Below are 26,230 nucleotides of genomic sequence, written 5' to 3' on the forward strand. Positions count from 1 at the left end.
CATCGTGACTGAGATCGAGATCGGGCGCGGCAAGCGCGGCCGCAGGGCGTACGCGTTCGACGACATCGCCGTCGTACCGAGCCGGCGCACCCGGGACCCGAAGGAGGTCTCGATCGCCTGGCAGATCGACGCCTACCGCTTCGAGCTCCCCTTCCTGGCCGCTCCGATGGACTCGGTCGTGTCGCCGCAGACCGCCATCCGTATCGGCGAGCTGGGCGGCCTGGGCGTCCTCAACCTCGAGGGCCTCTGGACCCGGTACGAGGACCCGCAGCCGCTGCTCGACGAGATCGCCGAGCTGGACGAGGAGACCGCGACCCGCCGTCTGCAGGAGATCTACTCCGCCCCGATCAAGGAAGAGCTGATCGGGCAGCGCATCAAGGAGGTGCGCGACTCCGGTGTCGTCACCGCCGCCGCGCTCTCCCCGCAGCGCACCGCGCAGTTCTCCAAGGCCGTCGTCGACGCCGGCGTGGACATCTTCGTCATCCGCGGCACGACGGTCTCCGCGGAGCACGTCTCGGGCGCGGCCGAGCCGCTGAACCTGAAGCAGTTCATCTACGAGCTGGACGTCCCGGTCATCGTCGGCGGCTGCGCCACGTACACCGCGGCCCTGCACCTGATGCGCACCGGCGCGGCGGGTGTCCTCGTCGGCTTCGGCGGCGGCGCGGCGCACACCACGCGCAACGTGCTGGGCATCCAGGTCCCGATGGCGACCGCCGTCGCCGACGTGGCCGCGGCCCGTCGCGACTACATGGACGAGTCCGGCGGCCGGTACGTGCACGTCATCGCCGACGGCGGTGTCGGCTGGTCCGGCGACCTGCCGAAGGCGATCGCCTGTGGCGCCGACTCGGTCATGATCGGCTCCCCGCTGGCCCGCGCCACGGACGCGCCCGGCAAGGGCCACCACTGGGGCATGGAGGCCGTCCACGAGGACGTGCCGCGCGGCAAGCTGGTCGACCTGGGCATCGTCGGCACCACCGAGGAGATCCTCGCGGGCCCGTCGCACATCCCGGACGGCTCGATGAACTTCTTCGGCGCCCTGCGCCGGGCGATGGCCACGACGGGCTACACGGAGCTCAAGGAGTTCCAGCGCGTCGAGGTCACGGTCGCGGACGCGCAGCACAAGCGCTGACCCGACGCACACGCGCGAGGGGCCCCGCACCGGGTGGTGCGGGGCCCCTCGCCGTGTGCGCGGCGGATTACCGGGCAGCCTTCTTCGCCCCTCCGGAGGGCGGCGGAACGGGCTGGCTCATGGCGCCGATCCCCCCAGGGACGGGTGAAGTGAGGTCGTACGGGAACGGGCGTCAGCCGATGAGTGCCGCGATGAGCGGCGCGAGGATCATGCCGAGTCCGACCAGGGCCGCCAGCCCGCCGGCCCAGCGGATGCCGTAGGCGGTGGCGATCCTGTCGGGCGGGCCGAGGTCCCCCCGGGCGTGTGCGCGCAGCTGGAGGTTGCTCAGCTGCCGGGCCTCCAGCCGGACGGCGCAGTTCTTGACGTTCAGCGCGAGGCACAGGCCGGCGACTCCTGCCGTCAGGAAGAACGTGACGAGCAGAAGGATGAGGAAGAACACGAAAGCCCCCGGGACGGTGCGCGCGTGGAACGGTGCGCGCGGAGGTCCCGGAGGCTAGCAGTGGTGCATGACGACGGCATAGGGGTTTCCGGGCCGGGGCCGGCCTCAGAGGCGGTGCGCGGCGCCGGCGGGGGTGGCGCCGCGAGTGTCGAGGAGGAGTTGGGCCTTGACCGAGAGGCCCTGGAGGTCGTACGTGCGGTGGTGCTGGAGCAGCACCGTCAGGTCGGCGTGGGCGGCGGCCTCGTAGAGGGAGTCCGCGCGGGGGACGGGGAGCTCCCGGACGCGCCAGTCGGGGACGTGCGGGTCGTGGTAGGCCACGGCCGCGCCGAGGTCCATGAGGCGGCGGGCGATCTCGTCGGCGGGGGAGCCCTGGCGGTCGGGGAGGTCGGGCTTGTACGTGATCCCGAGCAGCAGGATCCGGGCGCCGCGGGCCGACTTGCCGTGCTCGTTGAGGAGGGTGGCGGCGCGCTGGACGACGTACTGGGGCATCCGTTCGTTGACCTGGCCGGCGAGTTCGACGAGGCGGAGCGGGCGGTGGGCGCCGATCGTGTCGACGGAGGCGCCGTGGCCGCCGACGCCGGGGCCGGGCCGGAAGGCCTGGAAGCCGAAGGGCTTGGTCTCCGCGCAGCGGATGACGTCCCAGAGGTCGACGCCGAGCTCGTGGCAGAGGACCGCCATCTCGTTGACGAGGGCGATGTTGACGTGCCGGAAGTTGGTCTCCAGGAGCTTGACCGTCTCGGCCTCGCGCGGGCCGCGCGCACGGACGACCTTGTCGGTGAGCCGGCCGTAGAAGGCGGCGGCGGACTCCGTGCAGGCCGGGGTGAGGCCGCCGATGACCTTGGGGGTGCCGGCGAAGCCGTGCGTACGGCTTCCGGGGTCGAGGCGGCCGGGCGAGTACGCGAGGTGGAAGTCGCGGCCGGCGCGGAGTCCCGAGCCCGCTTCGAGGAGCTCGCGGAGGAGGCCCTCGGTGGTGCCCGGCGGGACGGGGGACTCCAGGAGGACGGTGGTGTGGGGGCGCAGCCGGGCGGCGAGGGCGCGGGCCGCGTCCGTGACGGCGGTGAGGTCGAGGGCGCGGTCGGGGCCGAGGGGGGTCGGCGCGCAGAGGACGGCGGTGCGGACGCGGCCGAGTTCGGCGGTGTTCGTGGTGGGCCGGAAGCCGCCCGCGAGCATCCGGCGGATCTCCGGCGCGGTGAGCGAGCCGTCGACCGGGGACCGGCCGGCGGCGAGTTCGGCGACGGGACGGGGATCGGTGTCGTAGCCGATGGTGTCGACGCCTGCGGCGGTGGCGGCCTGGGCGAGGGGGAGTCCGTGGTGGCCGAGGCCGATGACGGCGAGATCAGCGGGCATGGGGGTGGGCCGTCCTTCCCAGTAGCCGGAGGGAGCGCGACGCGCAACCCCGGTGGACAGAACGAGGTGAGCGCAATGTCAGACTAGGCGTAAATATGACCGATATGCGGCATTGTGGGGCCGAAGGTCATCGAGTGTTATCCACAGGGTGGCGGCGAGGCGGTGGCTGAACTCAACGGACCGGGCCAGAATCGAGGCGGGGGACGACGGGAGGCAGCAGCCGTGAGGACAGCGACACTGGGACCCGCCGAGCGCGCCGAGGCGCTCGCGGCCATGGCGGAGCGCGAGTTGGACGTGCTGGTCGTCGGCGCCGGAGTGGTCGGCGCGGGCACCGCTCTCGACGCCGTCACGAGAGGACTCTCCACCGGCATCGTCGAGGCCCGTGACTGGGCCTCCGGCACGTCGAGCAGGTCGAGCAAGCTCATCCACGGCGGCCTGCGCTACCTGGAGATGCTGGACTTCGCGCTCGTACGGGAGGCACTCAAGGAGCGCGGACTGCTCCTGGAGCGGCTCGCACCCCACCTGGTGAAGCCCGTCCCCTTCCTCTACCCGCTCCAGCACAAGGGCTGGGAGCGGTTCTACGCGGGCTCGGGCGTCGCGCTGTACGACGCGATGTCCCTCTCCTCGGGCCACGGCAGGGGCCTGCCCACCCACCGCCACCTCTCCCGGCGGAACGCCCTGCGGGTCGCGCCCTGCCTCAAGAAGGACGCCCTGGTCGGCGCCCTCCAGTACTACGACGCCCAGATGGACGACGCCCGCTTCGTCACCACCCTCGTGCGCACCGCCGCGGCCTACGGCGCGAAGGCCGCCAGCCGGGCCCGGGTCGTCGGCTTCCTGCGCGAGGGCGAGCGGGTCGTCGGCGCGCGCGTCCAGGACGTCGAGTCCGGAGGCTCGTACGAGATCAGGGCCAAGCAGATCGTCAACGCGACCGGCGTGTGGACGGACGACACCCAGGCCCTCATCGGCGAGCGCGGCCAGTTCCACGTCCGCGCCTCGAAGGGCATCCATCTGGTCGTGCCCAAGGACCGCATCCACTCGACCACCGGGCTCATCCTGCGCACCGAGAAGTCCGTGCTGTTCGTCATCCCCTGGGGCCGGCACTGGATCGTCGGCACCACCGACACCGACTGGGACCTCGACAAGGCCCACCCGGCCGCGTCCAGCGCCGACATCGACTACCTCCTGGAGCACGTGAACACGGTGCTCGCCACCCCGCTCACCCGGGACGACGTCCAGGGCGTCTACGCGGGCCTGCGGCCCCTGCTCGCGGGCGAGTCGGACGCCACGAGCAAGCTCTCGCGCGAGCACACCGTCGCCCACCCGGTCCCCGGCCTGGTCGTGGTGGCCGGCGGCAAGTACACGACGTACCGCGTCATGGCCAAGGACGCGGTCGACGAGGCGGTCCACGGCCTCGACCAGCGCGTGGCCGCCTGTGTCACCGAGGACATCCCGCTCCTCGGCGCGGAGGGCTACCGGGCCCTGTGGAACGCCCGGGCCGGAACGGCGGCCAGGACCGGGCTGCACGTCGTCCGGGTCGAGCATCTCCTCAACCGGTACGGCTCGCTGACGGAGCAGATCCTCGACCTGATCGCCGAGGACCCCGGGCTCGGGGAACCGCTCGCGGCGGCCGACGACTACCTGCGCGCCGAGATCGTGTACGCCGCCTCGCACGAGGGTGCGCGCCACCTCGACGACGTCCTCACCCGGCGGACCAGGATCTCCATCGAGACCTTCGACCGGGGCACGCGCAGCGCACGCGAGTGCGCGGAACTGATGGCGCCCGTCCTGGGCTGGGACGCCCACCAGATCGACAAGGAGGTCGAGCACTACGAGAAGCGGGTCGAGGCCGAACGCGAATCGCAGCGGCAGCCGGACGACCTGACGGCGGACGCCGCACGGCTCGGGGCGCCGGACATCGTGCCGATCTGACGGGACGTCCGTGACGGGGAGCCTTGGCGGGACGTCCGTGTCGTCCGGAATCCTGCGGGAACCTGAGGGGTGTCCGGGGGCGTCGTCATCCCGGAGTGCGGACCCGGGGGAGGCAGTGGTCCCGAGGTGAGGGACAATGGCCTCTCTTCCAGGGCGGGTTACCGCAGCACGCGGGAAGCGGCAGACGCGGCGAAGATCAGGGATCGCAGAGGGGACGCATGTCGGAGTCGGAGCAGTCGCGGGACACGGCGAGGGACCCCCGGCGGGACGCTGCCGTGGGGGCCGCGACCGACGGCGACCGAGGGGTCGTCCCGTCCGCGCGTGAAGCGGAGCGGGACCCGCGGGACGTGACGGACGCGCAGGTCACGGACGACGCGAAGGCCGCGCGGGACACCGTGGGAGCCGAGGGCTCGGGCGGTGCCGGCGGTGCCGGCGACGCCGCCGACGCGAAGGGCGCCACGGGGCCGGACGTCTCCCGGGAGGCCGCGGGCGCGGTGACCGACGGGACGGCGAAGCCGGACGCGGTCGCCGACGCGGTCGCCGACGAGTCCTCCGGCGCCGCGGGCCGGATGCGGGGCACCGAGCCGTCCACCGGCCGGGCCGGATTCGGCGCCGGGGACGGCGACGGCGAGAGCCGGCGCGCCGACGCGGCCGGCGCCGGACGCGTCACGCGGGCGTCCGGCGGCTCTGCCGGATCCGGCGGTGGTCTCGGCGGTGACCGGTTCCGCAAGGACCCGGTGACCGAGGGCCGGCTGCTCGCCGGCCGCTACCGGCTCGGCGTGGTCCTCGGACGCGGCGGCATGGGAACCGTGTGGCGCGCGGTCGACGAGACGCTCGGCCGTACCGTCGCCGTCAAGGAGCTCCGCTTCCCCACCAGCATCGACGACGACGAGAAGCGACGCCTCATCACCCGGACCCTGCGCGAGGCGAAGGCCATCGCCCGGATCCGCAACAACGGCGCCGTGACCGTGTACGACGTCGTCGACGAGGACGACCGCCCGTGGATCGTCATGGAGCTCATCGAGGGCAAGTCCCTCGCCGAGGCGGTGCGCGAGGACGGCACGCTCACGGCCCGCCGCGCCGCCGAGGTCGGCCTCGCCATCCTCGACGTGCTGCGCTCCGCGCACCGCGAGGGCATCCTCCACCGTGACGTGAAGCCGTCCAACGTGCTGATCGCCGAGGACGGCCGGGTTGTCCTGACCGACTTCGGCATCGCCCAGGTCGAGGGCGACCCCTCGATCACCTCCACCGGCATGCTCGTCGGCGCGCCCTCCTACATCTCGCCGGAGCGCGCCCGCGGCCACAAGCCCGGACCGGCCGCCGACCTGTGGTCGCTGGGCGGACTGCTGTACGCGGCGGTCGAGGGCAGCCCGCCGTACGACAAGGGCTCCGCGATCGCCACGCTCACGGCCGTGATGACCGAGCCGGTCGACCCGCCGAAGAACGCGGGACCCGAGCTGGAGCAGGTCATCTACGGCCTGCTCGCCAAGGACCCGGCCCAGCGCCTGGACGACGCCCGCGCGCGCGTCCTGCTGCGGGCCGTGCTCGACGCGCCCGACGCGGCGCCGGAGGTCTCTCCCGAGGTCACCAGGGTCGTACCGCTTCCGCCACACCCCGACCGGGCTCCGACGGGTCCGGCGGCCGACCGTGACAGGACGCCCGACGCCGCCGTCGCCGCCGACCGGGTACGCGGCGCCCTGAAGTCCGTGCGTAACGCGGCGGCCTCCGCGAAGGCCGAGCCGAAGTCGAAGCCGAGGCCGGAGCCGATCCAGGGCGGCGGCCGGCAGGCCCCGGCCCGCGCGCCGCTGACCGACGTCGTACCGCGCCGCACCCTGGTGATCATCGCCGCGGTCGCCGTCCTCGCCCTGCTCGGGACGATCCTCGTGGTCTCCCTCACCGGCGGCGGCGACGAGGGCAACGAGGGCAAGGGGACCGGCGGCACGACGGCCTCGGCCGGCGTGTCCGGCGGCGGTGCCGACGGGTCCGGCGGCTCCGGGGATTCCGGGTCCGGCGGGCAGTCGCCGGGCGGGCCCGGCCAGCAGGGCGGCGTACAGCCCGGGGACACCGGATCCAGCGGATCGACGGGCGCCACGGGCACGACCGGGACGACGACGGGGACCACGACCGGGACCACGACCGGGACGACCACCGGGACGACGGCCGGGCAGGGTGGCACCACGCCGACCGGCAAGCCCGGCGGCGGCACCGGCGCGCAGCTGCCCGCGGGCTACACCCTCGTCACCAACGCCAAGTTCCACTTCTCCATGGCGATGCCCGCCACCTTCAAGCTCCGCTCGATACCGGGATACGCCCTCGGCGGGATATTCAGCGAGAGCGGCGGCTTCCCGCGCGTCCAGGTCGACTTCAACGACAGCCCCAAGGACAACGCGCAGAGCGCCTGGGAGCTGGCCCGGGCCGGTGTGGCCGTCACCAGCGAGGACTACCGGCACATCGGCATCAGGTCGGTCTCGTACAAGGGCTACCCGACCGTCGCCGACTGGGAGTTCACGCGTACGCAGAAGGGCATGACCGTCCGTGTGCTCAACCGCGGCTTCAAGGTGGACGCCACGCACGGCTACTCCATCATGGTCACCTGCAAGGCGGACGAGTGGAACGGCGCGGAGTGCCGGACCCTGCGGGAGACGGCGTTCGCCACGTTCAGCCCCAAGGACTGACCGGCGCCACGTATCGTGAGAGGCCGTGGACCGTTCGCAGCCGACAAATGCCGCTAACTGCACGGTGCCGGACCGGAATTGACGGACTCGCGTGATCCGAAGGATCCGCGGGTCCACGGGGGACAGCGTGCGCGCGTGGGGAGGCGTCGTGGACGACTACGCGGGAAGGGTGCTGGCGGACCGCTACCGCCTGCCGCTGCCGCCGACCGGCACGGACGAGGGCGTCCACGGCTTCGCCGAGACGCGCGCCTTCGACACGTACAGCGGGCAGGAGGTCCTGGTCCGCCAGGTGCCGCTGCCGGAGTTCGTCGACGCCGAGGTGCTCGACGACGGGGACGGTCCCGCCCAGTCCTACGGTGGCGAGGGGCGCGCGACCCGCCGGCCGGCCGAGCCCGTCGTGCGGCGGGCGATCGAGGCCGCCCAGGCCGCCGCGCAGATCCCCGACCACCCGCTCCTCGACCAGGTCTTCGACGTCTTCGCGGAGGCCGGTTCGCTGTGGATAGTGAGTGAGGTCGTGGCCGCCAGGCCACTGGCGGCGCTCCTCGCCGAGCGGCCCCTCAACCCGTACCGTGCGGCCGAGATCGGCGCGGACGTCCTCACCGCCCTGCGCGCGCTCCACGCCCACGGCTGGGTCCACCGGAACATCACTTCCAGGACCGTGCTCGTCTGCGACGACGGCCGGGTGGTCCTCACGGGCCTCGCGGTGGGCGCCGCGGAGGAGGCCCTGTGTGGCTACGCGCCGGTGCCGGAACCGGAGGACGAGGGGCGGGAGTTCGGGTCGAGGTTCGGGGCGGGGACGGAGGCCGGGACGTCGGCCGGCTTCGCGTCCCGCGAGTTCGAGCCCGATTTCCCGCCCGCGCCGGAGCCCGAGTTCGCCGAGGTGTACAGCTCAGACCTCTACGAGGCCGAGGTCTACGGGGAGGCGGGCGTCCACGGGGAGGCGGGCGTCCACGGGGAGGCGGACGCCTATGAAGAGGCGGGCTTCCACGAAGAGGCGGACGTCTACGAAGAGACGGGCGTCTACGAAGAGGCGGTCGTCTACGAGGAGGCGGTCGTCTACGAGGAGGCGGTCGTCTACGAGGAGGCCGACGAGGCCTCGTACGGGGCGGACTCGGGCGAGGAGCCTCTCGGGGAGGTGGCCTACGGTCACGGAACCGATCCCGGGCCGGGCCCCGACGGCGAGACCGACGGATCCGACGCGTACGACGAGCACGAGGGATACGAGGGATACGACGGGTACGGGCGGGACCCCTACGGGGCCGACCCGTACGGAGCCGGGGCGAAGTCCGCTGCCGAGCCCAGGACCGGGGCCGAGCCCCGGGCCGTCGCCCCGCCGCCCACCGCCGACGTACGGGCCGCGCGGGCCGGGGCCATCGCCGCGTACCGGGCCGGGGCGCGCGCCGCGGCGCGGCTCGGCGAGACGGGGGCGCTCCCCGTCCAGCGCCCCGCGCCGACGGAGCCGCCCGAGGCCCCGGCTCCCGCGCCCGCACCGCCGCCCGCCCCCGTGCCCGCGTCCCGTACGCCCGAGCCGCAGTGGTGGTCGCAGGCGGCGGACGACGACGAGGGTGACGACGACGACGGTGACCTGACGTACGGCGGCGGCCCGCAGGCCGGGCCCCCGCCGCGCGTGCACCTCGCCGGCAACTGGAGCGACGGTCCGCATGCCGCGCGCGACGGTTCCGGGCCGATCCCCGCCGGTGGTTCCGGCCCCGGCCGCGGTCCCGTGCTGCCCGGTTCGGGCCGCCCGGCGCTGCCCGCCGGGTACACGGCCGCGACGCCGGACCCCGCGCGCCTCCCGGTCCCGGCCGGCGTCCCCGGGCCCGAGCGGGGCGCCGTACCGGCCCAGGTCCACCGCGGTCCCACCACGCGCCTCGCCGCCGAGCGGGCCCGTCAGACGAGGATCGCGGTCGTCGGAGCCGTCACCGAGCGCTGGGCACCCGAGCAGGCCGGCCCCGTGCACGAGAACTGGCGGCTCGCCCCGCCCATCGGCCCCGCCACCGATCTGTGGGCGCTCGGCGCACTCCTCTACCGGGCCGTCCAGGGCCACGCCCCCTACCCGGAGGACAGCGCCGCCGAGCTCGTCCAACTGGTCTGCGCCGAGCCGCCCGCCTTCGCCGAGGAGTGCGGGCCGCTGCGCCCGGTCGTGGAGTCCCTGCTCCGCCAGGACCCCACCGAGCGGCCCGACTTCGAGGAGCTGCGCGGCTGGCTGCGCTCCCTCGTGCGCTCGGCGCCGGAGCCGGAGGCCGGTGCCGGCGTCGTGCCGCTGCCGTCCTTCGACGAGACGCGGCTGCCGATCGTGCGCCGTCGCGGCGAGCTGGTGCGCAGGCGCCGCAAGGCGGCGGCGGCGGGCGCGGGGGCCGGCCGTCACCGTCACAAGCGGGGCAAGGACCCCCGCCCGGCCGCGGGCACGACGGCCCTCCACGAGAACGGGTACGAGGCCGCGCGGGATGCCGCGTACGAGACCGCGGACCAGGGCGCGTACGAGACCGCGAACCAGGGCGCGTACGCCGACGAGCGCATGGAGTTCCAGGAGGAGGTCCCGCAGCGCGCACCCCGTACGCCCCGGGCCCCTCGCGCACCCCGCACCCCCCGGAGCCCGGCTCGGGCCGAGGGCTCGCCGAGCTCCCTCGGCCGTACCCTGCTGCTCCTCGTCCTGCTCCTGCTCGGCGGGGCCGTGGCGTACGCCGTCTTCTTCCTGCCGGGCGAGGGGAAGGAGCCGGCGGCGGGCGCTCCGACGACCGGCTCGTCCCCCCGTACCACCGCGCCGAGCGCCGTACCCACGGGCGCTCCGTCCGCGACCACCGGGCAGCCCGCGGAACCGTCGGCCGAGCCGTCCACGACCCGGCCCGCGGCCGATCCGCCGGCGCCCGCCCCGGCCGCCGGGTACGCCCTGCGCCAGGACCCGGAGGGCTTCCGGATCGCGGTGCCGACCGGGTGGCGACGCAGCCCGATCAACGACGCCGGGCAAGTGCGCTACACCGACGGCGACTTCACGATGATCGTGGTCCCCGGCCGGGACGCCGTCCGCGACAACGGCTCGGACCCCCTGGAGTACCAGAACACCAAGGAGCGCGAGCTGGAGCCGGTTCGCACGTCCAGCTGGTCGGGCGCGGAGTCGACCCGCCGGGTCGTCATCGGCAACACGGCGACGGCCACGGGCAGCTACTGGTGGCTGGACGGCACCGGGCGTCAGGTCTTCGTCCGCAACCTCGCCCTGATCGACGGCGGCCGGTACCACGTCGTGCTGGTCATCGGCCCGAACAGCGAGCGCGACAAGGTCTCCGAGATCCACGAGGAGGCCACGAAGGCGTTCCGGCCGGGACGCTGAGCCGGACGGGAACGACGCGCTGAGCCGGACGGGAACGACGCGCTGAGCCGGACGGGAACGACGTGCTGAGCCCGACGCGACCGACGCGCTGAGCCGGACGGGTGACGCGCTGATCCGGGCAGGACCGACGCGCTGAGCCGGACGGGTGACGCGCTGATCCGGGCAGGACCGACGCGCTGAGCCGGACGGGTGACACGCCGGAGCAGTCGGGGTCGACACGCGGACCGGGCGGGGTGCCGCGGCGCGGGCGCCGGCCCGTCACCGTCCCCTGGTCACAGTGCTGTTCCTATGCGAGCCCCGAGGTTCCGCCGCCCGTACCCCCCTCCGTAACCTGACATCAGAAGGAACGGGCGGGGGCAAGTGGAACATTCTCAGAGCACAGGGGCGGGGTTGTTGCTCGCGGGTCGTTACCGGCTCGGCGAGTGCATCGGGCGCGGCGGCATGGGCAAGGTCTGGCGCGCGCACGACGAGGTACTGCACCGCGTGGTCGCGGTGAAGGAGCTGACGGCGGGTCGGTTCGTGGCGGAGGCCGACCGCCTCGTGCTGCACGCGCGGACGCAGAAGGAGGCCCGGGCCGCCGCCCGGATCACCCACCCGGGCGTGGTCACCGTCCACGACGTCCTGGAGCACGACAGCCGTCCGTGGATCGTGATGCAGTACGTCGACGGGCCCTCGCTCGCCGACGCCACCAAGGAGACGGGCGCGATCGAGCCCCGCGAGGCGGCCAGGGTCGGGCTGCACGTCCTCGGCGCGCTGCGGGCCGCGCACGCGGCCGGGGTGCTGCACCGGGACGTCAAGCCGGGCAACGTCCTGCTGGCGCGGGACGGACGCGTGCTGATCACCGACTTCGGGATCGCGGCGATCGAGGGGGACTCGACGATCACGCGGACCGGGGAGATCGTCGGTTCCATCGACTATCTGGCACCCGAGCGGGTACGGGGTGGCGATCCCGGTCCCGCCTCCGACCTCTGGTCCCTCGGGGCCACGCTGTACACGGCGGTGGAGGGCACCTCGCCGTTCCGCCGGACCTCGCCGATCAGCACGATGCAGGCCGTGGTGACCGAGGAGCCGCCGTACCCGGAGAAGGCGGGGCCGCTCGCACCCGTCATCGTGGCCCTGCTGCGCAAGGATCCGGATCACCGTCCGCGCGCGGACGAGGCCGAGCGGATGCTGCTCGACGCGATGGAGGGACGGACGCCGCAGGCGGCGCAGGCGTACGTGCCGACCCAGCGCGTGGCCAAGGACGACCTGACGGCGCTGCCGGACGGGAGAGGCGGGACGGCTCCGCACGACGGGGCGGTTGAGGGGCGCACGGCAGGCGAGGGGCGCACGGCCGGTACGGACGGCCCGGCGGGTTCGCACGGGGGGCCGCGTACGTCCACGGCGCAGTGGCCACAGTCGGCCCAGGGGGCGCAGGCATCCCAGGGGGCGCAGACGCCCCAGGGCCCGCAGTCGCCCCCCACCCTGGTGCCCACCACCACCCCCTCGGGCCGGGGCCGCTGGCGCGCCGCCGTCCTCGCGGCCGTGCTCGCCGGTCTCGTCGCGGGCGGTGCCGTCTTCGTCGCCATGAACTACGCGGGCGGCGACCGGAACGGCAACCGCACCTCCGGCACCTCGACCCCCACCTCCGGCACCACCCGGGGCACCGGGAGCGTCATCCCGGACGGCTGGCACCGCGTCGACGACCCGGAGGGCTTCAGCCTCCTCGTACCGAAGGGCTGGAAGCGGCAGACGGAGGGCGACCAGATCGACTACACCCCGGACAACGGCAACCACCGCATCCGGATCAGCATCGACCGGAAACCCGACTTCGAGAACCCGTACATGCACGCCCTCGACCTGGAGCGCGTCCTCGAGAAGCGGATGGACTACGCCCGGAACAAGCTCACCCAGACCACCTACCGCGACCAGGTCCGCTCCTGCCTGTGGGAGTTCACCTGGACCGAGAGGAAGAACTTCCCCGGGCCCCGGCACGCGATCGACCTCATGTACTACGAGGACGACGGCACGGAGTACGCCCTGTACATGTCCTCGCCGGAGTCGAGCTGGGAAACCACCCGGGAACAGTTCGACATCGTCCTCCAGCACTGGCGGGCGCCGGGCGACTGAGCCTTCGGGAAATCTCCGGGGAGGGCCTTCCCTCAGCCGTAAGCCCCTGATCAGGGCTTATGTGCCAGTGATCGCTGGCGCGATGTGTGCACCCGGTGAAAACGCGTTACCGACGGGTACCCAAAGGGCGGATCGCCGCCTACGCTCGCCCGTATGACGGACTCGCAGGCCCCCGTGGCCCTCTCGGTCGCCGACGCCCCCGCCACGCGGGGCGGAGCGGCGCCCGCCGACGCCACCAACCCGGTCGCGCCCGCGCCCGCCGGCGCCCGGACGGCCGCCGACGTCGTGACGCCCGAGGTGGTCGCCCGGCTCACCCGCGGTGTCGCCGGCTCCGGCCGGACCGCCAACCACACCCCCTTCACCGGGGAGCGGCTGGCGGAGCTGCCCGAGGCCACCCCCGAGGACGTCGCCGAGGCCTTCACGCGCGCCCGCGCCGCCCAGTCGGCGTGGGCCGCCACCCCGGTCAGGACCCGCGCCGCCGTCCTCCTCCGCTTCCACGACCTCGTCCTCCAGCGGCAGTCCGAGGTCCTCGACCTCATCCAGCTGGAGACGGGCAAGGCGCGCCTGCACGCCCACGAGGAGGTCCAGGCGGTCTGCGTCGCCGCCCGCCACTACGGCCGCAAGGCCGCCTCGTACCTGCGCGCCAAGCGCCACACCGGAGTCGTACCGACCCTCACCAAGGTCACCGAGCTGCGCCAGCCGCGCGGGGTCGTCGGCCAGATCGCGCCCTGGAACTACCCGCTCGAGCTCTCCGTCGGCGACGCGCTCCCCGCCTTCGTCTCGGGCAACGCCGTCGTCATGAAGCCCGACACGGAGACCGCGCTCACCGCGCTGTGGGCCCGTGATCTGCTCGTCGAGGCGGGACTGCCCGCCGAGGTCTTCCAGATCGTCCTCGGCGAGGGCCCGGTCGTCGGCCCCGAGGTCGTCAAGCACGCCGACTACGTCTCCTTCACCGGCTCGACCCGCACCGGCCGCGAGGTCGCCCAGGGCGCCGCGGCCCGGCTCGTCGGCGTCTCCCTCGAACTCGGCGGCAAGAACGCGATGCTCGTCCTGAAGGACGCCGACATCGAGAAGGCCGCCGCCGGAGCCGTCCGCGCCTGCTTCTCCTCCGCCGGACAGCTCTGCATCTCCATCGAGCGGCTGTACGTGCACGAGTCGATCGCCGACGCCTTCCTCGACCGCTTCGCCGCCCGCACCAAGGCGATGAGGCTCGGCAGTTCCCTCGCGTACGGGGCCGACATGGGCTCCCTCGTCGGCGACCGGCAGCTGGAGACGGTCACGAAGCACGTCGAGGAGGCCGTCGCCAAGGGCGCCCGGCTCGTCGCCGGCGGCGTCGCCCGCCCCGACATCGGCCCCCTCTTCTACGAGCCGACCATCCTCGACGGCGTCGAGGCCCCGATGGCCGTCTGCTCCGAGGAGACCTTCGGGCCGGTCGTCTCCGTCTACCGCTTCACGGACGAGGACGAGGTGATCGACCTCGCCAACGGCACGCCGTACGGCCTCAACTCCTCCGTCTGGACCAAGGACTCGCGCCGCGGCCACGCCGTCGCGGCCCGGCTCCGCACCGGCACCGTCAACATCAACGAGGGGTACGCGCCGGCCTACGGCAGCGTGCAGTCCCCGATGGGCGGCATGAAGGACTCCGGTCTCGGCCGCCGCCACGGCTCGGAGGGCATCCTCAAGTACACCGAGGCCCAGACCGTCGCCCAGCAGCGGGTGATGCCGCTCGCGCCCTCCTTCGGCATGGACGACGAGAAGTACGCCGCCGTGATGAGCCTGTCCCTGAAGGCGATGAAGGCCCTGCGCCTGCGCTGAGCCGCCGCGCCGTCCCCGCACCCCGACCGTCCCCTTTTCGTACGAGGAGAGCCATGACCGCGGTACCCCCTGCCCGGAATCAGGAAGCGAGCGGGACGGACGACGCGTACGACTACGACGTCCTCGTCGTCGGCTCCGGCTTCGGCGGTTCGGTCACCGCCCTCCGGCTCACCGAGAAGGGCTACCGGGTCGGCGTCCTGGAGGCCGGACGCCGCTTCACCCGCGCGACCCTGCCGAAGAACTCCTGGGACGTGAAGAACTTCCTGTGGGCCCCGGCCCTCGGTCTCTACGGCATCCAGCGCATCCACCTGCTGGGCAACGTCATGGTCCTCGCGGGCGCCGGCGTGGGCGGCGGCTCCCTCAACTACGCCAACACCCTCTACGTACCGCCCAAGCCGTTCTTCGACGACCCGCAGTGGAAGGACATCACGGACTGGCAGGACGAGCTGCGGCCCTACTACGACCAGGCGCAGCGGATGCTCGGCGTCCGGCTCAACCCGACGACGACCCCCTCCGACGTCCACCTCAAGGCGGCCGCGGAGGCGATGGGCATCGGCGACACCTTCCACATGGCGCCGGTCGGGGTCTTCTTCGGGGACGGCGAGGACTCCGACGGCACGGCGAAGGCGAAGCCGGGCGGCGAGGTCGCCGACCCGTACTTCGGCGGGGCCGGCCCGGCCCGGCGCGCCTGCACGGAGTGCGGCGAGTGCATGACCGGCTGCCGCCACGGCGCCAAGAACACCCTCAACGAGAACTACCTTCACCTCGCCGAGAAGGCGGGGGCCACCGTCCACCCCATGACCACGGTCGTCACCGTCACCGAGGACTCGCGGGGCGGCTACGCGGTGAAGACCCTCCCCACCGACAACCGCAAGAAGGGGAAGGGGCGGACGTTCCGTGCCCGCCGGGTGGTGATCGCGGCCGGCACGTACGGCACGCAGACCCTGCTGCACCGGATGAAGGACGGCGGCCTGCTGCCCCGGATCTCGCGCCGGCTCGGCGAGCTCACCCGTACCAACTCCGAGGGCCTGGTCGGCGCGCAGACCACCGACCGGCGCTACCGCAAGAAGCACGGCAAGGAGAAGGCCGACTTCACCCGGGGCGTCGCCATCACCTCGTCGGTCCACCCGGACGCGAACACCCACATCGAGCCGGTGCGGTACGGCAAGGGCTCCAACTCCATGGGCGGCCTCACCATCCTCCAGGTGCCCTACGGGGCCCACCGGGTGCGCAACTGGTTCCTCAACCTGCTCAGGCACCCGGCGCTCGCCGCCCGCTCGCTCTCCAACTGGCACTGGTCGGAGCGGACCATCATCGGCCTGGTCATGCAGTCCCTCGACAACTCCCTCACGACCTACCGCAAGCCCGGCGGCCTCGGGAAGGGCCTGCTCACGGCCCGCCAGGGGCACGGGGCGCCGAACCCGGTCCAGATCGAGGAGGCGACCCGGGCCGCCACCCTCCTCGCCGAGGAGATCAACGGCTTCCCCGGCTCCAACGTCGGCGAACTGATGGGCACCCCGCTGACCGCCCACTTCCTGGGCGGCTGCCCGATCGGCGCCGACGCGGAGTCCGGCGTCATCGACCCGTACCACCGGCTCTTCGGCCACCCGGGGATCTCCGTCGTCGACGGGGCGGCCGTCTCCGCCAACCTCGGCGTCAACCCGTCCCTGACGATCACGGCGCAGGCGGAGCGGGCGATGTCCTTCTGGCCGAACAAGGGCGAGGAGGACCCGCGTCCGCAGCAGGGAGAGGCGTACGTACGGCTCTCGGCGGTCGAGCCGAAGTCCCCCGCGGTCCCGGCCGAGGCCTTCGGCGCCCTGCGGCTGCCGTTCCTGGGCATCCCGACGGTCCCGCCGAAGAAGGCATGAGCCGGCCCGAGGCCCAAGAAGCCGAAGAAGGCATGAGCCACCCGAGGCCTGAGAAGGCATGAGCCGGCCCGAGGCATAAGAAAAGGCGCTGCACCCCCCTCCGAGTGCAGCGCCTTTCCTGCTTTTGGTGATGCTGCATAGATGACCAGCGATGGGTGGGATTGGTTGTAGCGGTTGCCCGGGATCTTGGTGTGACGCGCGTCACGTCGGGGGGAGGGTGCGGTCGCCGCACGCGCAAGGGCCCCGTGCCGCGATTCCGGTCGCGGTACGGGGCCCTTGCGTGGAGGGGGAGGAGGGGACGGGTTCGAGGGGTTCTCGTCTGTGCGGGAGGCCGCGGGGGGCCGCGGCCGACTGAGCCGGTTGCGGCCGGCCCCGGGCGTCCCCGGGGCCGACCGCCCTTTCTGGGTGACCGGGCTGCTGTCCCCTGCTGCCCGGTCACACGCGCTGGTGCGAGGTCCCACGGCGCACCAGAGGTGCGCCACACGCCCCAGCGAAGCCACGCGTGGTTTCTACGGGCCCGCCCCTGGCTGGCACGGACACCCGGACCAACGAAGCCGGGTCGCGGCCGGTCACGCGCCGTACGGGTGAGAGCGGGCCCGAACTCAGATCCGGACCCTCGCTCGCATGCGGGCCTTCGCTCAGATGCGGCCCCGGCACAGCTCCAGCATGGTCATCGCGAGGGCCGTGCCGGGCTTGCCCAGCGCGTCACGGTAGTGACCGAGGACCTCCATCTCGCGGGCCAGGTTCACCCGGCGGCCGCCGGAGGAGATCCGGGCCTCCTGGATGACGGCCGAGACGGCCACCCGTTCCTGGATGAGGCCGATGATCCGGTCGTCGAGCGAGTCGATGCGCTCGCGGGCGTCACCGATCAGCGTCGCCGCCTCCTCGGTGCGGGCGCCGGTCTTCTCGGTCGGGGTCATGGCGGTCACGGCGGTCATGTGGGGCTCCTGGTGTTGTCGGGGGTGCGGAGCCCCGGGGCGACACGGCCCGGAAACGACAGAACGCCCCGGGCCTTGTCGGCCCGGGGCGCCTGGGAAGTCGCTTGTCAGTTGCTCAAGCAGCACGACCATGGCAGCCGGACGGGCCGGTGCCATAGGTAAAGACGAAGGTCGGGAGCTTGCGCATGGCGACAGTATGGACCCCGCCGTGGACCCCGGGCCAACCCGGGTTCGGATGGTGAGACGAAAAGTGCTACCGGCGCGCCGGTAGAATCGACAAATAGCACCCCCCCTTCGGGGGACCCCCTCCTACCGCCGGAAGGCCGCCGTAGTGTCATCAGCGACCCCCGCTGCCGCGCCCGACGTCACCAACCCGGACGTAGTCCTCGTTGTCGACTTCGGCGCCCAGTACGCCCAGCTCATCGCCCGCCGCGTCCGTGAGGCCCGGGTCTACAGCGAGATCGTCCCGTCCACCATGCCGGTGGCCGAGATGCTGGCCAAGAACCCGAAGGCGATCATCCTCTCCGGCGGCCCGTCCTCCGTGTACGCGGAAGGCGCCCCCCGCCTCGACCGTGAGATCTTCGAGGCGGGCGTCCCCGTCTTCGGTATGTGCTACGGCTTCCAGCTGATGGCGACGACCCTCGGTGGCACCGTCGACAACACCGGAGCCCGCGAGTACGGCCGCACGGAACTGCACGTCTCCAAGGCCGGCTCGACCCTCTTCGAGGGAACCCCGGTCGAGCAGTCCGTGTGGATGTCGCACGGTGACGCCTGCTCCGCCGCCCCCGAGGGCTTCTCCGTCACCGCGTCCACGGACGTCGTGCCGGTCGCCGCCTTCGAGAACGACGAGAAGAAGCTGTACGGCGTCCAGTACCACCCCGAGGTGCTGCACTCCACGCACGGCCAGCAGATCCTTGAGCACTTCCTCTACCGGGGCGCCGGCATCGAGCCCAGCTGGACCACGGGCAACGTGATCGAGGAGCAGGTCGCGGCCATCCGCGCCCAGGTCGGCGACAAGCGCGCCGTCTGCGGTCTCTCCGGCGGCGTCGACTCCGCCGTGGCCGCCGCGCTCGTGCAGAAGGCCATCGGCTCGCAGCTCACCTGCGTCTACGTCGACCACGGCCTCATGCGCAAGGGCGAGACCGAGCAGGTCGAGAAGGACTTCGTCGCCTCCACCGGCGTCAACCTGAAGGTCGTCGACGCGCAGGAGCGCTTCCTCACCGCCCTCGCCGGCGTCTCCGACCCGGAGACCAAGCGCAAGATCATCGGCCGTGAGTTCATCCGCGTGTTCGAGCAGGCGCAGCTGGAGATCCTCCAGGAGGAGGGCCCCGAGGTCGCGTTCCTCGTCCAGGGCACGCTCTACCCGGACATCGTCGAGTCCGGCGGCGGCACCGGCACCGCGAACATCAAGTCCCACCACAACGTCGGCGGTCTCCCCGACGACATCGAGTTCGAACTCGTCGAGCCGCTCCGCCAGCTCTTCAAGGACGAGGTCCGCATGGTCGGCCAGGAGCTCGGCCTGCCCGAGGAGATCGTCCAGCGGCAGCCCTTCCCCGGCCCCGGCCTCGGCATCCGCATCGTCGGCGAGGTCACCAAGGAGCGCCTGGACCTGCTGCGCGAGGCCGACGCCATCGCCCGCGAGGAGCTCACCGCGGCCGGTCTCGACCGCGAGATCTGGCAGTGCCCGGTCGTCCTGCTCGCCGACGTCCGCTCCGTGGGCGTCCAGGGTGACGGTCGCACCTACGGTCACCCGATCGTGCTGCGCCCCGTCTCCTCCGAGGACGCGATGACGGCCGACTGGTCGCGCCTGCCGTACGACGTGCTCGCCAAGATCTCGACCCGCATCACCAACGAGGTCGCCGACGTGAACCGCGTCGTCCTCGACATCACGAGCAAGCCCCCGGGCACCATCGAGTGGGAGTAGCCCCTCCCGCAGGTGTGAGGCCGCCGTCCCGGGCAACCGGGGCGGCGGCTTCGTCGTGTCCGGGGAACCCGGGGCGGCGGCCTCGTCGTGCCCGGGAAACAGGGGGCGGCGGCTTCGTCGTGTCCGGGCTCTGGTGAGTTGCCCGGCCGGGCGTTACCTTCCGGCGCATGAGCGTGATACCGGACCCCGTCCCCGTCGATCGGCTTCATTTCGCCATGCCTCCCGTCCACGCGACGGCCGAGGAGGAGCGCACCCACCGCAGGCAGCGGCTCGCGGGCGCGCTCCGGCTCTTCGGGCGGCTCGGATACGAGGAGGGCGTCTCGGGCCACATCAGCGCCCGCGACCCGGAGTTCCCCGACTGCTACTGGGTGAACCCCTTCGGCGCGCCCTTCGAGGACCTCACCGCGAGCGACCTCATCCTGGTCAACGGCGAAGGGCAGGTCGTCCGGGGCGGCCAACACGTGAACCAGGCGGCCTTCACCGTCCACGCCCAGGTCCACCGGGCCCGGCCCGACGCCGTGGCCGTCGTCCACACCCACTCCCTTCACGGGCGGGCGCTCGCCGCGCTCGGCGAACTCCTCGACCCCCTCACCCAGGAGTCCTGCGCCTTCTACCAGGACCACGCCCTCTACGACGCGTACACGGGCGTCACCGTCGACGCCGAGGAGGGCCGCCGGATCGCCGTCGCCCTCGGCTCGTTCAAGGCGATCGTGCTGCGCAACCACGGGCTGCTCACCGTCGGCACCTCCGTCGACGCGGCGGCCTGGTGGTTCATCGCCATGGAACGCTGCGCCCAGGTGCAGCTGACCGCGCGGGCGGCCGGCAAGCCGGTGCCGATCGACCACCGGGAGGCGGTCGCCACCCGCGAACAGCTCGGCAGCGACCTCGTCGGCTGGATCAACTACCAGCCGCTCTGGCGCAGGATCAGTCGAGCGGAGCCCGAACTCCTGTCGTAACACCATCGCTTCACCCTTCTGTACGTCAATGCGATGGCGCGGCAATCACTCTCCGGCGGGGCGCACACGGCGACTCCGGGAGCCGCCGGTGCGACACAATTCCGGGGAATCAACGGCTGGTTGACCGTTCGGAACGCATCGGAGCGCACCGGGACGCAACGGAACGGGTCGTGAAGTGAGCTCGGGAAGTGAGCACCGTGGCGGTTCAAGAGGCGAGACAGTACGGCGAACACGCGACGGCCTGTGCCGGCTGCGCCCACTGCGGACAGGCCGGCCACCGACGCGCGGTCGCCGCCTTCCTCGCCCGGCGCGACGAACTCGCTGCCGGGCACGGCGTCCCCGCGGCCGTCGCCCATTCGCCGGTCGCCGCGCGCCAGTGGGTCTCGGACGAGCTGGCCCAGTCCGCCCGCGCGGTGGCCGCACGCGGCCGGGAGGCCGGGGTGGCCTGGCTCGACCGGGTACGGAGCGGGGGCCTCGGCGCCGTGTGGGGCGCCGTCCTGGCCCTCCTCCTCGGTCAGGCCCTCACCGCGATCGGGAGCGGCTGGACCGGTGCCCGTACGGCCGGGCTCTGCGCCGCCGTGGTCCTCGCCGTCCTGCTCAGCGTCGCCGCCCACGCCCACCGGACCCGCGGGGGCCTCCTCGCCCCGCTGATCGGTGAGGACAACCGGCTCTCCACGACCCGGGCCGTCGCCGCCGCCTGGCTCCTTCTCCTCGGCTTCACCCTCCTCTTCCTCGCCTTCCTGGCGTTCCGGTCCCCGGACCCGGGCGCCTTCGGTCTGGCCCGGGGCGCGGGCCTGCTCACCGTCTTCGCCCTCGTGTCGGGGGTCACCGTCACCGCCCGTCTCGTCGTCTCCGTCCGGATCGCGGCGCGCCGCCTCCAGAAGGTCCGCGCCGACCGTCCGCGCGCCGCCGACCTGCTCTGCGACGACAACGGCCGGGCCGGCCTCGCCGACGTCCAGTACCTCCTCGTCTCCTGTGCCGTCCTGGTGCTGACGGCCCTCGGTCTCGCCCGCGACCCCGGCAGGCTCCCCGAGGTGCCCTGGTCCCTCGTGCTCCTCCTCGCCGTCTCCGCGGCCTGGCAGCTCGCCGCGAAGTGCACGGAGGGCGTCCGCCCCACGATCCACTCCGTGGTCCGCTCCCGGGAGGCGGGCGACCTCGACGCCCCGATCCGTACCGGCGACGACATCGAGATCCGCGGCTGCGGCTTCGTCCCGCCCGGCGCCGCCGCTCCCGACCCGCTGACCCGGCTGGTCGTACGCATCGGCCCCGTCCACGCCCACGTCCCCCTGGTCCCGGTCCCCGGCGGTTTCGCCAACCCGACGGACACGGCCCTCACCGTCCCCCTCCCGGCGGACGTGGAGCCGGGCCGGGTGGAGGTCTCGGTCGTGACGGCGGCCGGCGTGGAGACCAATCGGGTCACGATCGACGTCGTCGACTGAGCGTCCGGCCCCCTCCGCGTATCCCCGGGGTGCAGGTCCGAGGAGAATCGTTCCGCGAACAGTCGTACGGGGCGTGGAGAGGTGACCGACGATGACGGGACGAGCGGACCGGCCGAACGACACGACAGGTGCCCCGGCCGACGGCCCGGCCGGGACCGGTGAATCCGGCCGCCGCGCCGAGCGGAAGGCCCGCTTCGCCACCTGGGAGGCCGCCTTCGTCCGATGGAAGGCCGTCGCCTCCCGCTACGCGCTCCTTCCGCTCCGGCTCTTCCTCGGCATCACGTTCGTCTACGCGGGTCTCGACAAGCTCACCGACGCCTCCTTCCTCGCCGACACGGGCAGCGGCTCCATCGGCGAGACGATGCGCGGGGTGCGGGACATCTCCGCGATCCCCGGCCTCGTCGACCTCGCCCTCAAGGACCCCAGCGCCTTCGGGTACGCCATCTCCTTCGGAGAACTCGCCGTCGGGATCGGAACGCTGCTCGGGCTCTACGCGCGCGTGGCGGCGCTCGGCGGCGCGCTGATCTCGCTGAGCCTCTGGCTGACCGTGAGCTGGCAGGTGAGCCCGTACTACCTCGGCAACGACCTCGTCTATCTGATGGCCTGGCTTCCGCTGCTGCTGGCCGGGGCATCCGTGCTGTCGCTGGACACGTTCCTCGCGGATCGGCGGCGCCGTATTCGATAGGCGACCCAGGTCGCGAGGGCGGCGGTGCCCAGACCGCCGCAGAGCACCGGGATCACCGCGTACCAGGGGGTCGTCCAGGCTCCGGCGAGATCGCCCGCGTAGACGGCGGCCAGGGCCAGGGCGGTGAGGCCGGCGAGCAGCCGGCCGGGGCGGAACTCATGGCGCAGCACGGGTGACCTCCACCTGTCCGATGCCGACCTCCAGCTGGAGGTCCAGCGTGCCGGCCGGGGCGGTCCCGGTCGGCGGGGTGATCGTGCGGTCCTCGACACGGTCCGGCGCGATGTCGATGTCCTCCGGCGCCTGCCCGGGCAGCTGCAGGTCACCGAGCCCCACCTCGGCGTGGAGCTTCACGACCGCGTCGTGCGGGACGATCACCTTGAGCTGCCCTGCGCCCACCTCGGCCTGGGTGGTGACGACCGCGCCCGTGGGGAGCGGGACCCCCGACAGGTCGAGCAGGCCGGCGCCGGTACCCAGCTCGTACCGCTCCTGCACCGCGGCGACGGAGGTCGGCTTCCAGGTCTCGCGGACCCACGTCGTGGTGATCCGGTCGGGGAGGGCGACCGCCCCGGCGAGCAGACAGGCGGTGAGGACGACCTGGACGATCGTCCCGAACCCGGTGCGGCCGAGGAAGCTGCTGACGACCAGGCCCAGACCGAACACCGCGAGGGCGGCCACGAGGCCCGTCGCCAGGCTCTTGCCCAGCGGCTGGGACTCCCAGGTCAGGGCGGTGCCGAGGACGGCCGCGACGATGGCGAGCAGATGGACGAGACCACCGATGGACACCGGGCTGCGCCGGACGGAGGGCTCCGGCCGGGCGGCGCGGGCCGAGGGATCCGGTCCCCACTGGCTTCCGGGCGTCGGCACGACGCCGTCCACCCGGCCCTCCGCGTCGACGATGCCGTGCGGCCCCCACAGGTAGCCCATCGCCAGCCTGCCGGTCGACCCGTCCTTGACGATCGGGTCCTTCCACCAGGACGGGAACTCGAGCACCGGCGGGGCCTTCGTCTCGGGCGGGGCCTCCGCGACCACATGGGCCGCCGCATGGTCCGTCCGGCCCTCCGTCTCACCGCCGGCGGCCCGGCGCCGCCGGGACCAGGCCGCCGCGCCGCACACCGCGCACGACAGCAGCAACGTGAAGCCCAGCATGGATCCGCTGCGCAGCATCGAGAGGAAGATCCCGCAGCCGACCATCGCCATGAGTATGGCCGCCAGGGTGGCCCCGGAGACCCGGCCGGTCAGCAGTCTGCGCCCCTCGTTCTCCTCCTCGCCCGCGAGCGGGACGAGCAGCCACGCGAAGCCGTAGAAGACCAGACCGACGCCACCCGTCACGGACAGCACGCCGACCGTGATCCGGAAGATCACCGGGTCGAGGTCGAAGTACCGGCCGAGGCCGGCGCAGACCCCGCCCACGACCTTGCCGCCCCGCGCACGCCGCAGAGGCAGTGAGGAATCGGCCTCCGCCGGCGGCGGGGCCTCGTGGGTCGAAGGCATCGAACTCGTCATGCGTCCATGGTGACGGCCGGTGACCCCGCGCGGCACCGGGATCGACCCTGGCCCGACCCTGATATTCGGAGGGGCGCTCTCCCTGAGGCGGTACCAGGGTCGATATCAGGGCCGACCCTGATGTCCGGGGCGGGCCGTACGTGTGACGATCGGTGCATGTCCGCAGCCGCTCGTGTCACCGAGACCGACGAACCGCCCGTGCGCAGGCTCTACCGGAGCGCCGACGGCCGGTGGCTCGGCGGTGTCGCGCGAGGCCTCGCGGGCCACCTGGGTCTGCCGGTCGTCTGGGTCCGGGCGCTCTTCGCGGTGCTGTTCTTCACGGACGGCCTCGGCGTCCTGCTCTACGCGGTCTTCTGGATAGTCGTCCCGCTCGGCGTCGGCGGCCGGGCCGCTCCCCGCCCCGTCTTCGAGACCACTCCGGACGGTCGACGCCGGCTGCGCAAGCCCGACCGGGGACAGGTCTTCGCCCTGATCGCGCTCCTGATCGGCGGCGCGGCCCTCGTGGGGACGGTCAATGTCGACAACGAGTCCGGGCGGTACGTCTGGCCGGTCCTCCTCATAGCGGTCGGTGTCGTCCTCGTCTGGCGCCAGGCGGACAACGCCCGCCGGGCGAGCTGGACCGACGCCGGGCGCCGAAGACGCGCGCTCCAGCTCGCCCGCGGACTCGTCGGCGTCGCCCTGGTCGGCACGGGCCTCGCGGTGTTCGTGGTGGTCCGCGGTTCCGTCGCCCAGCTCGGCACGGCCCTCACCGCCTCCGTCGCGGTCCTCACCGGGATAACGCTGCTCGCCGGCCCCTGGCTGGTCCGGATGTCGCAGGACCTCACCGAGGAGCGCACCATGCGCATCCGCGCCCAGGAGCGCGCCGAGGTCGCGGCCCACGTCCACGACTCCGTGCTCCACACCCTCACGCTGATCCAGCGGAACGCCGACGACGGGGGAGAGGTGCGCCGGCTCGCCCGTGCGCAGGAGCGGGAGCTGCGGAACTGGCTCTACAAGCCCGAGGGCACCGGCAAGGACGAGGAGCCCGCGACCCTCGCGGAGGCGGTGAAGAAGGCCGCGGCCGAGGTCGAGGACAAGCACGGAGTGCCTCTGGAGGTCGTCGTCGTGGGCGACTGCCCGCTCGACGAGAAACTGACCGCACAGATGCAGGCCGCGCGCGAGGCGATGGTCAACGCCGCCAAGTACGGTGGCGAGGGCGGTGCGGTGCAGGTGTACGCCGAGGTCGAGGGCCGCACGGTCTTCGTCTCGGTGCGGGACCGGGGGCCGGGCTTCGACCTGGACGCCGTGCCCGACGACCGGATGGGCGTACGAGAATCGATCATCGGGCGGATGCAGCGCAACGGCGGTTCGGCCCGGCTGCGGTCCGTGCCGGGCGGGGGCACCGAAGTGGAGCTTGAGATGGAGAGGGCGGACGGATGAGCGACGAGACCGGGGCAGCGACCGGGACCGGTGCGGCGGAGGAGGCGCCGGGCACGGAACGCAGGGTGCGGGTCGTGCTCGTCGACGACCACCGCATGTTCCGTACGGGCGTGCAGGCGGAGATCGGCAGGACCGAGGTCACCGGCGTCGAGGTGGTCGGCGAGGCCGCCGACGTCGACCAGGCGGTCACGGTCATCACCGCGACCCGCCCCGAGGTCGTCCTCCTCGACGTGCACCTGCCGGGCGGTGGCGGCGTCGAGGTGCTGCGCCGCTGCGCGAGCCTGATGGCGGCCGGTGAGGATCCCGTCCGCTTCCTGGCCCTGTCCGTCTCGGACGCGGCCGAGGACGTCATCGGGGTGATCCGGGGCGGCGCCCGCGGCTACGTCACGAAGACGATCACCGGTACCGACCTGGTCGACTCGATCTTCCGGGTCCAGGAGGGCGACGCCGTCTTCTCCCCCCGGCTGGCCGGGTTCGTCCTCGACGCCTTCGCCTCGACGGACGCGCCCCCGGTGGACGAGGACCTGGACCGGCTCACCCAGCGCGAGCGGGAGGTGCTGCGGCTGATCGCCCGGGGATACGCGTACAAGGAGATCGCGAAGCAGCTCTACATCTCGGTGAAGACGGTCGAGTCGCACGTCTCGGCGGTGCTGCGGAAGCTCCAGCTCTCCAACCGCCACGAGCTGACCCGCTGGGCCACCGCCCGCCGCCTGGTCTGACACCGTCC

At 73.1% G+C, this 26,230-nt stretch carries 17 protein-coding genes; 13 read left to right on the forward strand and 4 right to left on the reverse strand.

From position 1 onward, the window contains the following. Positions 1 to 4: 4 nt before the first annotated feature. Positions 5 to 1,129: a GuaB3 family IMP dehydrogenase-related protein gene (locus OG580_RS21920; RefSeq protein ID WP_267045362.1), complete on the forward strand. Its 1,125-nt coding sequence runs from the start codon at positions 5 to 7 to the stop codon at positions 1,127 to 1,129. Between the two features lie 172 nt (positions 1,130 to 1,301). On the opposite strand, the gene OG580_RS21925 is transcribed toward OG580_RS21920, so the two are convergent. Together OG580_RS21925 and OG580_RS21930 are read right to left on the reverse strand one after the other, a co-directional pair. Further along, positions 1,302 to 1,568: a hypothetical protein gene (locus OG580_RS21925; RefSeq protein ID WP_267045363.1), complete on the reverse strand. Its 267-nt coding sequence runs from the start codon at positions 1,566 to 1,568 to the stop codon at positions 1,302 to 1,304. Between the two features lie 105 nt (positions 1,569 to 1,673). Further along, positions 1,674 to 2,915 carry a nucleotide sugar dehydrogenase gene (locus OG580_RS21930; RefSeq protein WP_267045364.1) on the reverse strand — a complete coding sequence of 414 codons (1,242 nt, stop codon included), beginning with the start codon at positions 2,913 to 2,915 and terminating at the stop codon, positions 1,674 to 1,676. Positions 2,916 to 3,137: 222 nt separating this feature from the next. Between OG580_RS21930 and OG580_RS21935 the strand changes: the two genes are divergently transcribed. The 6 genes from OG580_RS21935 to OG580_RS21960 all read left to right on the forward strand — a co-directional run bounded on the left by OG580_RS21935 (position 3,138) and on the right by OG580_RS21960 (position 16,639). Then, entirely contained in the window at positions 3,138 to 4,844 is a 1,707-nt protein-coding gene (locus OG580_RS21935; protein WP_267045365.1) for a glycerol-3-phosphate dehydrogenase/oxidase, read from the forward strand. A gap of 218 nt (positions 4,845 to 5,062) precedes the next feature. Beyond that, positions 5,063 to 7,519, forward strand: a complete 2,457-nt coding sequence (locus OG580_RS21940) for a serine/threonine-protein kinase (protein ID WP_267045366.1) — start codon at positions 5,063 to 5,065, stop codon at positions 7,517 to 7,519. A 148-nt stretch (positions 7,520 to 7,667) separates the two neighbouring features. Next, entirely contained in the window at positions 7,668 to 10,847 is a 3,180-nt protein-coding gene (locus OG580_RS21945; RefSeq protein WP_267045367.1) for a protein kinase, read from the forward strand. A gap of 360 nt (positions 10,848 to 11,207) precedes the next feature. Further along, positions 11,208 to 12,956 (forward strand): serine/threonine-protein kinase, encoded by a 1,749-nt coding sequence (locus tag OG580_RS21950; RefSeq protein WP_267045368.1) that lies wholly within the window; start codon positions 11,208 to 11,210, stop codon positions 12,954 to 12,956. Between the two features lie 153 nt (positions 12,957 to 13,109). Continuing rightward, positions 13,110 to 14,771, forward strand: a complete 1,662-nt coding sequence (locus OG580_RS21955) for a succinic semialdehyde dehydrogenase (protein WP_267045369.1) — start codon at positions 13,110 to 13,112, stop codon at positions 14,769 to 14,771. A gap of 53 nt (positions 14,772 to 14,824) precedes the next feature. After that, positions 14,825 to 16,639, forward strand: coding sequence for a GMC oxidoreductase (locus OG580_RS21960; protein ID WP_267045370.1), 1,815 nt, complete (start codon positions 14,825 to 14,827; stop codon positions 16,637 to 16,639). A 638-nt stretch (positions 16,640 to 17,277) separates the two neighbouring features. Here the strand turns inward: OG580_RS21960 and OG580_RS21965 are convergent. After that, positions 17,278 to 17,577, reverse strand: a complete 300-nt coding sequence (locus OG580_RS21965) for a chorismate mutase (protein ID WP_267045371.1) — start codon at positions 17,575 to 17,577, stop codon at positions 17,278 to 17,280. 331 nt (positions 17,578 to 17,908) lie between these two features. On the opposite strand from OG580_RS21965, the gene guaA reads away from it, so the two are divergent. The 4 genes from guaA (at position 17,909) to OG580_RS21985 (ending at position 22,581) form a co-directional block, all read left to right on the forward strand. Continuing rightward, positions 17,909 to 19,501 (forward strand): glutamine-hydrolyzing GMP synthase, encoded by a 1,593-nt coding sequence (gene guaA / locus OG580_RS21970; RefSeq protein ID WP_267045372.1) that lies wholly within the window; start codon positions 17,909 to 17,911, stop codon positions 19,499 to 19,501. A 167-nt stretch (positions 19,502 to 19,668) separates the two neighbouring features. Then, positions 19,669 to 20,457 carry a class II aldolase/adducin family protein gene (locus tag OG580_RS21975; protein ID WP_267045373.1) on the forward strand — a complete coding sequence of 263 codons (789 nt, stop codon included), beginning with the start codon at positions 19,669 to 19,671 and terminating at the stop codon, positions 20,455 to 20,457. A 188-nt stretch (positions 20,458 to 20,645) separates the two neighbouring features. Further along, complete coding sequence (locus tag OG580_RS21980; RefSeq protein ID WP_267045374.1) at positions 20,646 to 21,896, forward strand: hypothetical protein; 1,251 nt, start codon at positions 20,646 to 20,648, stop codon at positions 21,894 to 21,896. 91 nt (positions 21,897 to 21,987) lie between these two features. Next, a complete protein-coding gene (locus OG580_RS21985) occupies positions 21,988 to 22,581 on the forward strand; it encodes a DoxX family protein (RefSeq protein ID WP_267045375.1) in 594 nt (197 codons plus the stop codon). A 156-nt stretch (positions 22,582 to 22,737) separates the two neighbouring features. On the opposite strand, the gene OG580_RS21995 is transcribed toward OG580_RS21985, so the two are convergent. Next, positions 22,738 to 24,084: a PspC domain-containing protein gene (locus OG580_RS21995; protein WP_267045377.1), complete on the reverse strand. Its 1,347-nt coding sequence runs from the start codon at positions 24,082 to 24,084 to the stop codon at positions 22,738 to 22,740. A gap of 156 nt (positions 24,085 to 24,240) precedes the next feature. On the opposite strand from OG580_RS21995, the gene OG580_RS22000 reads away from it, so the two are divergent. Both OG580_RS22000 and OG580_RS22005 read left to right on the forward strand, forming a co-directional pair. Then, entirely contained in the window at positions 24,241 to 25,503 is a 1,263-nt protein-coding gene (locus OG580_RS22000) for an ATP-binding protein (protein ID WP_267045378.1), read from the forward strand. After that, on the forward strand, positions 25,500 to 26,222 hold the full coding sequence (locus tag OG580_RS22005; protein ID WP_267045379.1) for a response regulator transcription factor: 723 nt from the start codon (positions 25,500 to 25,502) through the stop codon (positions 26,220 to 26,222). The genes OG580_RS22000 and OG580_RS22005 overlap by 4 nt, the downstream gene beginning before the upstream one ends. The last annotated feature ends 8 nt before the right edge of the window (positions 26,223 to 26,230 follow it).

Origin of the sequence: Streptomyces sp. NBC_00094 (assembly GCF_026343125.1) — a bacterium.
Lineage (GTDB): Bacteria > Actinomycetota > Actinomycetes > Streptomycetales > Streptomycetaceae > Streptomyces.

Excerpts from the sequence above, each read along its gene's own strand:
- OG580_RS21930 (WP_267045364.1), bottom strand. The coding sequence starts at position 2,915 with ATGCCCGCTGATCTCGCCGTCATCGGCCTCGGCCACCACGGACTCCCC.
- OG580_RS21940 (WP_267045366.1), top strand. The coding sequence starts at position 5,063 with ATGTCGGAGTCGGAGCAGTCGCGGGACACGGCGAGGGACCCCCGGCGG.
- OG580_RS21955 (WP_267045369.1), top strand. The coding sequence starts at position 13,110 with ATGACGGACTCGCAGGCCCCCGTGGCCCTCTCGGTCGCCGACGCCCCC.
- OG580_RS21960 (WP_267045370.1), top strand. The coding sequence starts at position 14,825 with ATGACCGCGGTACCCCCTGCCCGGAATCAGGAAGCGAGCGGGACGGAC.
- OG580_RS21965 (WP_267045371.1), bottom strand. The coding sequence starts at position 17,577 with ATGACCGCCGTGACCGCCATGACCCCGACCGAGAAGACCGGCGCCCGC.
- OG580_RS21975 (WP_267045373.1), top strand. The coding sequence starts at position 19,669 with ATGAGCGTGATACCGGACCCCGTCCCCGTCGATCGGCTTCATTTCGCC.
- OG580_RS21985 (WP_267045375.1), top strand. The coding sequence starts at position 21,988 with ATGACGGGACGAGCGGACCGGCCGAACGACACGACAGGTGCCCCGGCC.
- OG580_RS21995 (WP_267045377.1), bottom strand. The coding sequence starts at position 24,084 with ATGACGAGTTCGATGCCTTCGACCCACGAGGCCCCGCCGCCGGCGGAG.
- OG580_RS22000 (WP_267045378.1), top strand. The coding sequence starts at position 24,241 with ATGTCCGCAGCCGCTCGTGTCACCGAGACCGACGAACCGCCCGTGCGC.
- OG580_RS22005 (WP_267045379.1), top strand. The coding sequence starts at position 25,500 with ATGAGCGACGAGACCGGGGCAGCGACCGGGACCGGTGCGGCGGAGGAG.